The sequence below is a fragment of the Cupriavidus gilardii genome, assembly GCF_017598945.1.
GTDB classification, from domain to species: Bacteria; Pseudomonadota; Gammaproteobacteria; order Burkholderiales; family Burkholderiaceae; genus Cupriavidus; species Cupriavidus gilardii_E.
Genome location: NZ_JAGFTW010000051.1, coordinates 69359 through 81286, shown reverse-complemented (window position 1 = coordinate 81286; position 11928 = coordinate 69359). Strand labels below are relative to the sequence as shown.

Here is an 11928-nt window from a genome sequence, read left to right as displayed (position 1 = left end):
AGTGGATATCGGGAGCGGGATCGGTCGGGTGGCGGACCCGACGTGGCACCGGACGGCCGGTCAGGATCGACCGCCACCGGTGCCGGAGCTCGGCGCCGCCGCGCTCAACCCGCGGCCGCTTCGGCGGGCTGTTCGGTCGCGGCGGCCTTGGCGCCGCCGGGCTTGCCGACCGCGGCGAGCAGCATCTGCGCCGCGGCTTCCCAGCGCTCCGGCGAGCGGAACAGCCGTGCCGAGATCAGACCGCTCTGCAGCGCGCCGAAGATCACCATGGCGAGCTCGGCAGCCGGTATCGGCTGGGCCGGTGCGCCTTCGGCGCGCGCCTGTTCGATCATGCCGGTCAGCAGGCGCTCATGCAGCAGGAAGAAGTCCTTCAGCACGGCATGGACGGCCTCGGGCAAGCACTCGGTTTCGGTCGCCAGCATGCCGCACATGCAGATCTGGTCCGGATCGAGCTTGCGGCGCCAGCCATTCAGATAAAGCTCGGCGCGTTCGACCGGGCTCAGCGCCGGGTCGATATGGCTCAGCTCTTCGGCGATCCTTGCGGTGTATTGCCGGGTGGCTTCCAGCGCCAGGTCTTCCTTGCAGGGGAAGTAATAGTGGATGCTGGACGTCTTGACGCCGACCAGGTCGGCAAGGTCGCGATAGCTGAAACCATTGAAACCGCGCCGGCGGATCAAGGCGAAGGTATGGTCGAGCAGTTGCTCGCGGACGGATTGCGCTTTCATGACGCCACTTTATCTACCAAGAGATAGGTTAGCAATGAGGGATACCCCCGGATTGCCGGCACGCGTGCCGTTTAGCGTCATGCAAGATGCGAGCCATTGCGCGGCCCTGCGGCGGGCCTCAAGCCGGCAACACCTGCGCGATCGCCGTGACGACCCAACCACTTGCCCCACAGAGCAACAGCCAGCCGGACACAATCAGAACACTGTCGCGAATTCCCATGATCCACTCCTGAAACAAGCCGGGCCGCCGCACTGGCGGCCGGCCATGATGTTGAGGTCGGGCTGCGGCCCGCTACGCCTCAGCCGCGGGCGCCTTCGGTGAACACGTCGAATTTGCCGGCACGCGCGCCTTCGCTGTAGACATCGAACTTGCCGGTGCGGGCGCCCTCGCTGTAGACGTCGAACTTGCCGGTGCGGGCGCCCTCGCTGTACGGGTCGAACTTGCCGGTACGCAGTTCGTAGCCGTAACGGTCGGCCGGCACGCTGCCCGCGGAGGCGGCGGCGGCCTGACCGGCGACGGTTGCGGCAGCCACGGTGGCGATGGCGATCAGCGTCTTGGCGAACTTGGCTTGCATGATGCTTCTCCTGGCTTCGGTGGGCTGGCGGGCGGCTCGTGGTGCCCGTGTGGACCCTGGCTATGGTTGCACCGGCGTTTTCCCTGGCATCGGTTATCTACTCGTAGATAGATACCCACTGCCAAAAAAATAGCCTCGGCGGCTCGGTAATGCGGCTGGACCAGGCAGTTCGTCGATGGCTCCAACGGACTGCGCCTTCCATGCCCTGCATGTTATCTACCGATAGATAGATAGTCAAGGAAAATAGGATGGCGCCATCCGATGTGTCTTCCACATCTCACCTCGCCCAGCGCCACGTGAAGCCAAGCTCATAAATTGGCGTGCCGGGGTAAGGCACATCGGACAAATCTACCCCGCCCGCTGCCGATCCGACAATCCGGCATGCCGAGCGGCTGTGGGCGATCCGCGACGGATGCGGTCCGCCGCACATGGTCGACGTGCTTTGGCGTCTATATTGGATCGCATGGCCTGAGAGGTTTTTCGACCACAAGGATCATCGAATCCAGTACGGGAGGTACACCGCCATGCGTTCGCTTGCATCGTTGTTCATTGCGCCAAGCCCGGAGAAAATCGCCGCCAAGGAGTTGCAGGACATGCGGCTCGCGCTGTTCCAGGCGGAACGGCGCCTGCTGGAGGCGCAGATGCAGGTCGACTACTACCGCGATATGGTCGGCTTCCTGGAAGAGGTCGCCGCCGCCGGGGTCGAACAGGTCGTCGACAAACGCCGCGCCAGCGAGGCGGCGGCGGCCGAGCAGGCCGAGCGGGCGGAAGCGGCCGCTTCGCAGACCGTGCCGGTACCGCCGCAGACCGCCTCGCAGCCTTCGCGCATCGCAGCTGGACTGACCACCGTGCCGATCGTGCCTTCCGCCGCCTGAGCCCTCGCTGTCACCGGCGCGCGCCCCGCGGCGGGCGCGCGCCGCATCTATGCGATACTGCGCAGCCGCGCTGCCTGGCGCTATTGATGACCCCCGCGCCTTGCCATGACCGAAGCTTTCCACGCCGCACAATCCCCCGCCGCCGACGCCCCGATCGAAATCGAAACCGCGCCCGCGCCGCGCTTTGCCGTGATCTGGATGCACGGCCTGGGCGCCGACGGCAGCGATTTCGTGCCGGTGGTCCCCGAACTGGGCCTGGCCGACAGCGCCGCGGTGCGCTTCATCTTCCCGCACGCGCCGCTGATCCCGGTCACCTGCAACGGCGGCTATATCATGCGCGCCTGGTACGACATCGTGTCGCTCAGCGATGCCCGCCGCCACGCCGACGAGAGCGGCATCCGGGCCTCACGCGACATGGTCCGCGCACTGATCGCCCGCGAGAACGCGCGCGGCATTCCGAGTTCGCGCATTGTGCTGGCAGGCTTCTCGCAGGGCGGCGCGATGGCGTATCTGGCCGGACTGACCCACCCCGAGCCGCTGGCCGGGATCATCGCGCTGTCGACCTATCTGGCGTCGCCCACGCTGCTGGACGCCGAGGCCGCGCCGGCCAACGCCGCCACGCCGATCTTCGCCGCGCACGGCGCGCAGGACGACGTGGTGCTGCTGGCGCTCGGTACGCAGGCCCGCGATCTGCTGCAGCAACGCGGCTATCCGCTGACGTGGCAGACCTACCCGATGCCGCATTCGGTCTGCCTCGAAGAGATCGCCGACATCGGCGTCTGGCTCGGCCAGCGCCTTGCGGCGATCGGCGCCGGTCCCGCAGCGTAAGCATGTCCGTGCCCGCCTGATCGCATGATTTCCCTCGGTCGGGCGCGCCCCGCCCGCACGGGCCAATCCGATTCGTTTCCGATGTCAGCAATTCCCCCCGCTCCCCTGCTCGACTTCAATACCCGCAAGGCCCTGCTGTTCGCGCTGGCCGCTGAACGTCTGTCGGCCTACTACGAGCACGGCAAATGGATGACCGACGCACAGGCCGCCACCCTGGCTGCGCAATGGCTGTCGCGCTCGAAGCTGCAGCTCGCGCTGACCGAGCGCCGTCTGCTGTCGGAATTGAGCGATCAGCTCGCACGCCAACTCGCCGAGACGCTGTCGCGCTCGGCAGGGCTGTACGCCGCGCATGAAATGATGGAAGCGCTGGACCCGAACTACCAGTCGGCCTTCGCGCACGACATGCTCGACGAATGCGAGCGGCTGCTGCGCGAGAACGGCGTGCAGGACTGAGCGGCCCCGCTCTATCGCGGCTGAATCAATCGGCGAGCTTGCGCAGCGCCTCGTAGGCGGTGGCGAGATGGTACGGCGTGGTCGACGGCATCTCGCCGCGCAACACCGCGCCGTCCGGGCCGATGCATTCGTGCCAGCCGCGGGCGTGCAGAAAACGGCCGGGGAAAGCCGTCAGCCACGCCGCCAGCGCGGCACGTCCCTCGTCGTCGCCGCGCAGTGCCAGCGCGCGGGCATATTCGGTCTGCGCCCAGATGCGTTGCGTGGCATCGATGATGCGTCCGTCTGCATCCAGCGCCGCGGCAACGCCCTGTGTTTGCTGTGCCACCCCATGCCGCTGGGCGAAGGCACAGCCGCGCGTCAGCGACTCGGCAAGTTCGCATGCGCCGAACACCGAGGGCGCCATCGCCAGCAGCGAATACCACTCGAACTGGTGGCCCGGCTCGATGCGATTGCCGGGCGCGCCCAATGGCAGCTCGGCGATGCAGCCATTGGCAGGATCGACGAAGGTCCGCTGAACCTGCCGCGCGATCTCCCGCAGCCGCTGCGCGTACCAGTCGTCGCCGGTGGCCTCGAATGCGGCCAGATAGGCCTCGGTCAGATGCATCACCGGGTTCTGCAGCACCGCGTCGCGCTCGACGGTGAAGTCGCGCGCCAGTGCGGCGTGGTACAGGCCGCCGGGGATCCCGAACTTCTCTTCGATCAACGCGACGGTATCGTTCAGCACAGCGCGTGCCTGCGGATTGCCGCCGCGCCGCCAGTACGCGGCGCAGGCAAACACGATGAAGGCGTGCGTGTACAGGTCCTTGCCGGTATCGAGCGGCGCGCCGTCGGCATCGATGCTGTAGTACCAGCCCCCTTCCGGATCGGCGAAGCGGCGGCGCAGCGCGGCGAACAGCGTATCGGCATGCGCCAGGCCGTCCGGTTGCCGCGCAAAGACGTAGAGCTGCCGGGCGCAGGCCATCGCCCGATAGCGCTGCACCGGCAGCGGGCTGGCATCGCGCCCGGCCAGCGCCTCGTAGGGCAGGCCGATGGACTCGTGCCAGCCCGGTCCGGTCCACAGCGGCAATACGGTGGTGTCGTAGTGCGCCAGCAGCGCGGCAATGGCGGCGCCAGGACCGGAAGCGGACGAGGCGAAAGCAGTGGTTGCCGACGCGGCGGCGGAGGGGGTAATGCGGCTCATCGAGGCAGAGGAATCGGCGGCGGGCACGGGCAAGCGCAGAAGATACTGTAAATGCCCACGAAACAAAAGCGGCGGACCGCCCGGCGCCACCGAGCCGAACGCCGCTGCCCAACTGCTACGATGAATCAGGTAGCAAGGGGGTACCCGCCATGCCGAACACATCCCTGTCCCTGTCCGACCGGCACCGCACCGTGGTGCTGCACGTGATCGAACTGCAGCCGCAGGCCTACACCTGGCAGATGGTGCTCGAGGAACACTGCGGCAGCGCCGACTGCGACTGCATCATCGACGCCCATGCCGAATGGCCCACGCAAGCGGAGGCGCAAGCGGCCGGCTGGGCCGAGTGCAACCGGCTGCTGAACGGCCCGCGCATCGCCACCGAGCACTGAGTCCGGGCGCCGGCGCTTGAACGCCGGCCGATATGCACTACCCTGAAGGCGTCGGGCATCTGTCCGACGCGGGTCTGCTGCGCGCTCGCGACCTGGCTTGACGGCACCTTGCCGGCAGGGCGCGAACGCCGTCGGCGTCTCACTGGACCCGCTCCGACCGACTCTCACCACGACGGGAGACACCCCCTGCCACCGGCGCGACGGCGCACCGGCAAGAGGGGCTGTTCCGCTCGCCGGGAGACCGCCATGGAAAAGCCAGTGATCAGTCCCCGCCGCTTTGTCGAAGTGGTCAACGCGCGGCTGCCGACACATCCGCTGTATCGCGAAGGCATGCACGTGTACGCCGTGCCGCGCCACGCCGAACATCCCCGCAGCCTGGTCTGTGTCGGGCCCAAGGGCACGGTCGGTGTCTGTACCGCGATCGAAACCATCGTGCGCAACGAGTTCGATGTCGAGCCGGACATCCCGCGCGAGTGGCACCACGACATCCCGCCCTGCGCGCCGAATATCCGCCGCGCGCATTCGGTGCCGCAGCAACGGCAGCCCTGAGCGGGCGTCGGCCGGGGCCGCGGTCTCAGACCTCGGCCGCCTCGGCGGTTTCGCGCGTTTCCCGGGTGGCCTTTCCGGTCCCGGTATCGTCCTCTGCCGTCAGCTGCATGAAAATCCACGCGGAGGCCGACGTAATCAATCCCACGCAGACGAAGGTCGCATGAAACGCCGGCAGCGGCCCGGCCTGCGCATGCTCCTGCAGGACGCGGTTGAAGGTCCCCAGCAAGGCCCCGGCGGACGTGACCGCCAGACTCATCGCCAGCATCTGCACCATCGACAGCAGGCTGTTGCCGCCGCTGGCGCTGGCCCCGCCGAGATCCTTCAGCGTGACCGTGTTCATCGCGGTGAACTGGATCGAATTGACGGCGCCGAACAGTGCCAGCTGGCACAGCACCAGGGGCAGCGGCAAGGTCGGCGAGATCAGCCCGAACGAGGCGATCACCAGGCCGACCACGAAGGTATTGGTGACCAGCACGCGGCGATAGCCATGCCCTTCGATCAGGCGGGTCGCCAGCCGCTTGGACAGCATGCCGGCTGCGGTCACGGGAAGCATCATCAGGCCGGCGTACAGCGGCGAGTAGCCGAGGCAGACCTGCAGCGTCAGCGGGATCAGGAACGGCATGGCGCCATTGCCGATGCGGGCGAACAGATTGCCCAGCAGCCCCACGCTGAAACTGTGGATACGGAACAGCGACAACGGAAACAGCGGCTGCGCGCGCCGCGCCGCATGCAGGGCATAGGCGGTCAGCGCGGCCAGGCTGGCGATCAGCAGCATCAGCACGGTCGCGTGCTCGAAGCCGAAATCGGCCAGGCCGTCGAGCGCGAAGGAGATCGTCACCATCGCCGTGGCGAGGAACGCGTAGCCCGCCAGATCGAAACGGCCCGTATCGGGCAGACGGCTGTCCGGCATGTAGCGCAGCGTGGCAAGCCCGCCCAGCAGGCCGACCGGCACGTTGATCAGGAAGATCCAGTGCCAGGACAGCGCCTGGGTCAGCCAGCCGCCCAGCGTCGGCCCGATCAGCGGACCGATCATGCCCGGAATCGCGACGAAGCTCAGCGCCTGCAGGAACTGCTCGCGCGGAAAGGTCCGCAGCACCGCCAGGCGCCCCACCGGCAGCAGCATCGCGCCACCGACGCCCTGTACGACCCGCGCGCCGACGAGGAACGGCAGGGTCGGCGCATAGGCGCACAGCAGCGATCCCAGCACGAACAGCGCGATCGCCAGTTGAAAGATTCGGCGGGTGCCGAAGCGATCGGCCAGCCAGCCCGATGCCGGGATGATCACCGCCATCGTCAGCGAGTACGCGATGATCACCGACTGCATGCGCAGCGGGCTTTCGCCGAGGCTGGCCGCCATCGCCGGCAGTGCGGTATTGACGATGGTGCTGTCCAGCGTCTGCATGAAGAAGCCGACCGCCACGACCCACAACATCACCTTGCGCGTGCGCGCTTCGCTGTCCTCGGTGGGCGTCATGCTGCTGGCAATCCATGAAGAAAAAACGTCAAGACAGCACGATACGCCACTTCACTCGGACACGACAAGACCGGGGAACCGGCGCGCCGGCCGCGTAGGACGCGGACGGATGCCGCCCGCCGTCATCGCTGCCTAGACTGGCCGATGACCCGACCGCAAGGAGGCAGACATGAACAAGGCTCGCATGACCACGCTGGCCACGCTCGCCGGCGTTGCCAGCGTCGGCGCGGCATTGCTGCTGGCCGCGCGCTCGCGCGAACCCGTGCGCAATCCGCACGTGCCCGAGCCGGACAAGGACGTGGAACTGGACCCTTACCTGGGCCGCTGGTACGAGATGGCGCGGTACGAGAACCACTTCGAGCAAGGCTCCGACGCGGTCACCGCCGAATACAGCCTGCGCCCGGACGGGCTGATCGACATCGTCAACCGCGCCGGCCGGGACGCGACCGGCAAGCCCCGCATCTCGCGCGGCAAGGCGCGCGTCGTTCCGGACAGCCGCAACGCCAAATTCAAGGTGTCGTTCTTCGGCTCGTTCTACGTCGGCGACTACTGGATTCTCGACCACGCCGAAGACTACAGCTGGTCGATCGTCGGCGAGCCGTCGGGACGCTATCTGTGGATTCTGACGCGGGCGCGCGACCCGGAGCCGGCGCTGCGCTCGCAATTGCTGCATCGGGTCGCCGAGCTCGGCTACGACGTCGACGCGTTGCGCATGACCGAACACGCCATGCTGCAGGAAGCGCCGGCGCCCGCCGCGCCGGCTTGAGGCTTGACGGCCCAGGCTTCAAGGCTTGGGCTTGAGGCGTGAGCCTTGAGGCTTGGGCCGGTACGGCGGCGGGGCCGGCGGGGATCAGTGCCAGCGGCCGTGATCGCGCCAGCGTGCCTCGCGATAGCCGTCGTGGCGGTGCCAGCCGCGGGCGTAGCCGTACGGCGGGCCGTAACGCACCGGCGCCGGGGCGACCACCACCGGGCGGGGCGCCACGACCACGGGCGCCGGCGCGTAGGCCACCGGTGCCGGCGCATAGACGGGCGCGGGGGCATAGACAGGAGCCGGCCGGTAGACCGGCGCCGGCGCCACCACCACGCCGGGCACGCCGACGCCGATATGGATGTCCACCCCGGCATGCGCCGCGGCGCTGGCTGCCAGCATGGCACCGCCCACAGCGACCATTGCGAGAATCCGTTTCATGGTTGTCCCCCTGAGGAACCGTTGAACATGGCCGTACTGTATGCGGCGGCGCCGTAATATTGGCCTCGGGAAGTGTTGCATTTGTGACGCTGTATTACGGGTCCGGACGCCGGCCCGGCGGTCAGCGGGGCCGGCGCACTCTTGCAGGATCGGCAAGAAAGCTGAAAAACGTCGACGAATTGCCGGCGAGCGGAGAACGACCCGGCATCCGCATCGTCAAACTGCTATCCCCGTCACAGGAGAACATCGATGAAGACACTGACTCTTGCATCCGAATCGTCCTGCCTTTGCCGTTCCAGCCGTTCCGGCCGCTCCGACCTTCCCCGCCAGTCCCGCCGTCTTGTCCGCCTGGGCGCCGCCGCGCTCGGTGCGCTGGCATTGAGCGCGCCGGCCCTGGCGGCGGATCTGACGCCGCAGACCGCCGGCCCCTTCACCTATGTTTGCGGCGGCGTGGCCGAAGACGAGCAACAAGCGATGCGCGCCGAGGCCCGCAACTACGATATGGGCCTGCTGATGACCGAAGGCCCGCGCGGGGAATACCTGTCCGACGTCGATATCACGCTGTCGCGTGGCGGCAAGCAGGTCGCCAATTTCCGCTCCACCGGTCCGCGCTGCCTGATCAAGGGCCCGAAGGGCACCTACCAGGTCACGGCGGCCTATCAGGGCACCACCAAGCGCACCACGCTGAGCGCCGGCCAGCGCAACAAGCAGCTGCGCTGGTAAGGCGCCACGGCAAGGTCGGCGGCCCTGAGGGCCGCCGACGCACATTGGCGTCGCTCCGTCTTCCCGGACGCTCGGCCGTCCACCGATGAGAACTACCGGTGCGCGCGGGTTGCTCCGAGGCGGGCCTCCAACGAAGCCACTCGCTCATCCAGCGATTTCACACGCGCTTCGACGCCGTCGAATCGCACATCCATCAGCGTCCTCATTGCGGCAAATTGGTCTGACATACGCTTATCGATCGAATCGAGCCGCTCCGACGTGCGCTTGTCCAGTTCCGCCAGTTCCGCGTGCATGGAGGCGAATGCGCGGTCGAACCGGTCCTGCGTCACGGCGTTCATGAAGTTCATCGCGGACAGCAAAACGGCGAGAGCCGCTCCGACGCCCCCGGCCACCTGCCAGAAGGAAGCGTCCCTGCATCCGCGCTGCGGCGGCCGTTCGCTTTGCCGCAGCAGTTCCAGCAGCTCTTGCCGGGTGATGTCGCCGTGACCACGGCGAAACGGCCGCAGCCTGCCGGGCTCTCCGGCGTGACGGTGATTGTGGGAGGACGGGTCAGCGTGGGCGGAAGTCGCGTTCATGGCAAGCAGGCCGGCATCGGCAGAGGTGTACAACGGGATGGAAGCTTGCATAGCGCCGCAAGCAGGCAATGCGCGATTCTCCCGCGTATGCCGCACGATGATGTAACAGAATGCGCCGGAACATTGAAAGTTTGCGTCGGAGATCACAACGCCCGCACCGTTCAACGCAAATACCCCGCCTCCCGGAACCACTCCACCGCATCGCGCAGCCCTTCCCGATACGGCCGCGGCCGGTAGTCCAGTTCGCGGCGCGCCTTGTCCGAGCTGAAGTACATGCGATAGCGCGACATCGCCAGCCCGTCGACCGTCAGCAGCGGCTCGGTGCCGCGCCGCCGCGCGATCGCCTCGGACAGATGCGCAAACGGGATCAGCGGCCAGCGCGGCAACGGCACCAGCGGACCGCGGCGTCCGGTCAGCTCGGCGATGTCGCGCAGCATCTGGCGCAGCGGCACGTCCTCGCCGCCGAGGATGTAGCGCTCGCCGATGCGCCCGCGCTCCAGCGCGAGCCAATGCCCCTCGGCGACATCGTCCACATGCGCGAGATTGAGGCCGGTATCGACGAAGGCCGGAATGCGGCCGCTGGCCGCTTCGACGATCACGCGGCCGGTCGGCGTGGGGCGGATGTCGCGCGGCCCGATCGGGGTCGACGGATTGACGATCACGGCCGGCAAGCCCGCCGCGATCTCGCGTTCGACTGCGCGTTCGGCCAGCACCTTGCTGCGCTTGTACGCGCCGATCGCCTGCTGCGGCGACAGCGTGGCGGTCTCGGTGACCGGCGCGGTCGCACCCTGCACGCGCAGCGTGGCGACGCTGCTGGTATAGACGACCTTCTCGACGCCGCAGCGCCGGGCCGCGCCCATCATCGTCTCGGCGCCGACCACATTGGTGCGGACGATGGCCTCGGGCTCGGGCGCCCACAGCCGGTAGTCCGCCGCCACGTGGAACAGATAGCGGACGCCGCGCATGGCGCGCTCGACCGCCTTCGGATCGCACATATCGCCTTCGACGATGCGCACGGGCAACCCTTCGAGATTGCCGCGCCGGCTGCCGGCGCGAACCAGCACGCGCACGCGCCAGCCGCGCGCGAGGCCTTGCCGCGCCACAGCGGAACCGAGAAAGCCCGATGCCCCCGTGACCAGAACGTCGTCGTCGCTGCTGTCGATCGGGCTCTCCATCGGGCTCTCCATCGGGCTCTCCATCGTGCTGTCCTTCGCGCTTTCGATCGTCTCGTCGGGGCTCACCGGGTGCGCCGGGCCGGCCGGGCAAAGGCGCTGGCGCGGGTATATAGTAACCACCGTGCGACGGGAAGCGCTTCCCGCACACCGGACAACGCGCCGGCTCCACGGCGGTTTGGGCCGGCAACGCTGCGTCAACGGCGCGGTGACGAGGGCGCGACGTCAAGGGTGTATTGCCAGGGGGAACGTCTCCATGCGGGTGATTCTGGCTCAGCCGCGCGGCTTCTGCGCGGGCGTGGTACGGGCGATCGAGATCGTCGATCGCGCGCTGGTCAAGCACGGTGCACCGGTCTACGTGCGGCACGAGATCGTCCACAACCGGCATGTCGTCGACACCCTGCGCGGCAAGGGCGCGCGCTTCGTCGAGGAGCTCGACGAGGTGCCGGCCGACGCGGTGACCATCTTCAGCGCGCACGGCGTCGCGCGCAGCGTCGAGGAAGAAGCCCGGACCCGCCAGCTGCATGCGATCGACGCGACCTGCCCGCTGGTCATCAAGGTCCATAACCAGGGCCGGCAATATGCGGCCAGCGGCCGCATCGTCATCCTGATCGGCCACGCCGGCCATCCCGAGGTGGTCGGCACCATGGGCCAGATCCCCGGCCGGGTCATCCTGGTGCAGAACGAGGCGGAGGTCGCGCAGCTCGATCTGGCGGCCGATACGCCGGTCGCCTATGTCACGCAGACCACGCTGAGCGTCGACGATACGCGCGGCATCATCGCCGCGCTGGAACGGCGCTTCCCCGATCTGGTCGGACCCGATACGCGCGACATCTGCTATGCCACGCAGAATCGCCAGAGCGCGGTGCGCGAACTCGCCACGCAGGTCGACGTGCTGCTGGTGATCGGCGCGCCCAACAGTTCGAACTCCAACCGTCTGCGCGAGATCGGCACCGAGAGCGGCGTGCCGTCCTATCTGATCGCCGATGGCAGCGAGCTCGACGCCGCCTGGGTGCGCGATGCCGCCGTGGTCGGCATCACCGCCGGGGCGTCGGCGCCGGAAGCGATGGTCGAGGACGTGCTGGCCGCGCTGCGCAGGCTGGGGCCCGTCGAAGTCAGCACCATGAGCGGCCGCGAGGAACACGCGCAGTTCCGGCTGCCCGCCGAACTGGCCGACGTCACCGTGGCCTGAAGCCGCCGGGCGAGGCGCGACGCCGCCCA

Annotated in this window: 15 protein-coding genes; 8 read left to right on the top strand and 7 right to left on the bottom strand. The window is 68.1% G+C overall.

The features are described from left to right. Nucleotides 1–104: 104 nt before the first annotated feature. The gene (locus J5T34_RS19285) at nucleotides 105–725 is read right to left on the bottom strand and encodes a TetR/AcrR family transcriptional regulator (protein WP_208581953.1); all 621 of its coding nucleotides are present in this window, start codon (nucleotides 723–725) and stop codon (nucleotides 105–107) included. A 299-nt stretch (nucleotides 726–1024) separates the two neighbouring features. After that, complete coding sequence (locus tag J5T34_RS19280; RefSeq protein ID WP_208581951.1) at nucleotides 1025–1300, bottom strand: hypothetical protein; 276 nt, start codon at nucleotides 1298–1300, stop codon at nucleotides 1025–1027. A 524-nt stretch (nucleotides 1301–1824) separates the two neighbouring features. Between J5T34_RS19280 and J5T34_RS19275 the strand changes: the two genes are divergently transcribed. From J5T34_RS19275 to J5T34_RS19265, 3 genes are all read left to right on the top strand, one after another. Then, nucleotides 1825–2175 carry a hypothetical protein gene (locus tag J5T34_RS19275; protein WP_208582041.1) on the top strand — a complete coding sequence of 117 codons (351 nt, stop codon included), beginning with the start codon at nucleotides 1825–1827 and terminating at the stop codon, nucleotides 2173–2175. 105 nt (nucleotides 2176–2280) lie between these two features. After that, on the top strand, nucleotides 2281–3003 hold the full coding sequence (locus J5T34_RS19270) for an alpha/beta hydrolase (protein WP_208581949.1): 723 nt from the start codon (nucleotides 2281–2283) through the stop codon (nucleotides 3001–3003). A gap of 81 nt (nucleotides 3004–3084) precedes the next feature. Beyond that, a complete protein-coding gene (locus J5T34_RS19265; protein WP_174104777.1) occupies nucleotides 3085–3456 on the top strand; it encodes a hypothetical protein in 372 nt (123 codons plus the stop codon). A 25-nt stretch (nucleotides 3457–3481) separates the two neighbouring features. On the opposite strand, the gene J5T34_RS19260 is transcribed toward J5T34_RS19265, so the two are convergent. Then, a complete protein-coding gene (locus tag J5T34_RS19260) occupies nucleotides 3482–4636 on the bottom strand; it encodes an AGE family epimerase/isomerase (RefSeq protein ID WP_208581947.1) in 1155 nt (384 codons plus the stop codon). 149 nt (nucleotides 4637–4785) lie between these two features. On the opposite strand from J5T34_RS19260, the gene J5T34_RS19255 reads away from it, so the two are divergent. Both J5T34_RS19255 and J5T34_RS19250 read left to right on the top strand, forming a co-directional pair. After that, nucleotides 4786–5025, top strand: a complete 240-nt coding sequence (locus J5T34_RS19255; RefSeq protein ID WP_174104779.1) for a hypothetical protein — start codon at nucleotides 4786–4788, stop codon at nucleotides 5023–5025. A gap of 246 nt (nucleotides 5026–5271) precedes the next feature. Further along, the gene (locus tag J5T34_RS19250) at nucleotides 5272–5574 is read left to right on the top strand and encodes a hypothetical protein (protein ID WP_208581945.1); all 303 of its coding nucleotides are present in this window, start codon (nucleotides 5272–5274) and stop codon (nucleotides 5572–5574) included. A 25-nt stretch (nucleotides 5575–5599) separates the two neighbouring features. Here the strand turns inward: J5T34_RS19250 and mdtD are convergent, their stop codons facing one another. After that, nucleotides 5600–7048 (bottom strand): multidrug transporter subunit MdtD, encoded by a 1449-nt coding sequence (mdtD, locus tag J5T34_RS19245; RefSeq protein ID WP_208581943.1) that lies wholly within the window; start codon nucleotides 7046–7048, stop codon nucleotides 5600–5602. Nucleotides 7049–7217: 169 nt separating this feature from the next. Here mdtD and J5T34_RS19240 point away from each other — a divergent pair, with 169 nt between their 5' ends. Beyond that, nucleotides 7218–7814, top strand: coding sequence for a lipocalin family protein (locus J5T34_RS19240; RefSeq protein ID WP_208581940.1), 597 nt, complete (start codon nucleotides 7218–7220; stop codon nucleotides 7812–7814). A gap of 84 nt (nucleotides 7815–7898) precedes the next feature. Here the strand turns inward: J5T34_RS19240 and J5T34_RS19235 are convergent, their stop codons facing one another. Continuing rightward, nucleotides 7899–8237 (bottom strand): hypothetical protein, encoded by a 339-nt coding sequence (locus J5T34_RS19235; RefSeq protein WP_023265133.1) that lies wholly within the window; start codon nucleotides 8235–8237, stop codon nucleotides 7899–7901. Nucleotides 8238–8486: 249 nt separating this feature from the next. On the opposite strand from J5T34_RS19235, the gene J5T34_RS19230 reads away from it, so the two are divergent. Then, complete coding sequence (locus J5T34_RS19230) at nucleotides 8487–8960, top strand: hypothetical protein (RefSeq protein WP_244259074.1); 474 nt, start codon at nucleotides 8487–8489, stop codon at nucleotides 8958–8960. A gap of 92 nt (nucleotides 8961–9052) precedes the next feature. On the opposite strand, the gene J5T34_RS19225 is transcribed toward J5T34_RS19230, so the two are convergent. Both J5T34_RS19225 and hpnA read right to left on the bottom strand, forming a co-directional pair. Next, nucleotides 9053–9586 carry a hypothetical protein gene (locus tag J5T34_RS19225; protein WP_208581938.1) on the bottom strand — a complete coding sequence of 178 codons (534 nt, stop codon included), beginning with the start codon at nucleotides 9584–9586 and terminating at the stop codon, nucleotides 9053–9055. A gap of 110 nt (nucleotides 9587–9696) precedes the next feature. Further along, entirely contained in the window at nucleotides 9697–10710 is a 1014-nt protein-coding gene (gene hpnA / locus J5T34_RS19220) for a hopanoid-associated sugar epimerase (protein WP_208582037.1), read from the bottom strand. Nucleotides 10711–10963: 253 nt separating this feature from the next. Between hpnA and ispH the strand changes: the two genes are divergently transcribed. Beyond that, nucleotides 10964–11899 carry a 4-hydroxy-3-methylbut-2-enyl diphosphate reductase gene (gene ispH, locus J5T34_RS19215; protein WP_208581936.1) on the top strand — a complete coding sequence of 312 codons (936 nt, stop codon included), beginning with the start codon at nucleotides 10964–10966 and terminating at the stop codon, nucleotides 11897–11899. Nucleotides 11900–11928: the final 29 nt, after the last annotated feature.

Excerpts from the sequence above, each read along its gene's own strand:
- J5T34_RS19235 (WP_023265133.1), bottom strand. The coding sequence starts at position 8,237 with ATGAAACGGATTCTCGCAATGGTCGCTGTGGGCGGTGCCATGCTGGCA.
- J5T34_RS19230 (WP_244259074.1), top strand. The coding sequence starts at position 8,487 with ATGAAGACACTGACTCTTGCATCCGAATCGTCCTGCCTTTGCCGTTCC.
- mdtD (WP_208581943.1), bottom strand. The coding sequence starts at position 7,048 with ATGACGCCCACCGAGGACAGCGAAGCGCGCACGCGCAAGGTGATGTTG.
- J5T34_RS19225 (WP_208581938.1), bottom strand. The coding sequence starts at position 9,586 with ATGCAAGCTTCCATCCCGTTGTACACCTCTGCCGATGCCGGCCTGCTT.
- ispH (WP_208581936.1), top strand. The coding sequence starts at position 10,964 with ATGCGGGTGATTCTGGCTCAGCCGCGCGGCTTCTGCGCGGGCGTGGTA.
- J5T34_RS19270 (WP_208581949.1), top strand. The coding sequence starts at position 2,281 with ATGACCGAAGCTTTCCACGCCGCACAATCCCCCGCCGCCGACGCCCCG.
- J5T34_RS19285 (WP_208581953.1), bottom strand. The coding sequence starts at position 725 with ATGAAAGCGCAATCCGTCCGCGAGCAACTGCTCGACCATACCTTCGCC.
- J5T34_RS19260 (WP_208581947.1), bottom strand. The coding sequence starts at position 4,636 with ATGAGCCGCATTACCCCCTCCGCCGCCGCGTCGGCAACCACTGCTTTC.
- J5T34_RS19265 (WP_174104777.1), top strand. The coding sequence starts at position 3,085 with ATGTCAGCAATTCCCCCCGCTCCCCTGCTCGACTTCAATACCCGCAAG.
- J5T34_RS19280 (WP_208581951.1), bottom strand. The coding sequence starts at position 1,300 with ATGCAAGCCAAGTTCGCCAAGACGCTGATCGCCATCGCCACCGTGGCT.
- hpnA (WP_208582037.1), bottom strand. The coding sequence starts at position 10,710 with ATGGAGAGCCCGATCGACAGCAGCGACGACGACGTTCTGGTCACGGGG.
- J5T34_RS19240 (WP_208581940.1), top strand. The coding sequence starts at position 7,218 with ATGAACAAGGCTCGCATGACCACGCTGGCCACGCTCGCCGGCGTTGCC.
- J5T34_RS19255 (WP_174104779.1), top strand. The coding sequence starts at position 4,786 with ATGCCGAACACATCCCTGTCCCTGTCCGACCGGCACCGCACCGTGGTG.
- J5T34_RS19250 (WP_208581945.1), top strand. The coding sequence starts at position 5,272 with ATGGAAAAGCCAGTGATCAGTCCCCGCCGCTTTGTCGAAGTGGTCAAC.
- J5T34_RS19275 (WP_208582041.1), top strand. The coding sequence starts at position 1,825 with ATGCGTTCGCTTGCATCGTTGTTCATTGCGCCAAGCCCGGAGAAAATC.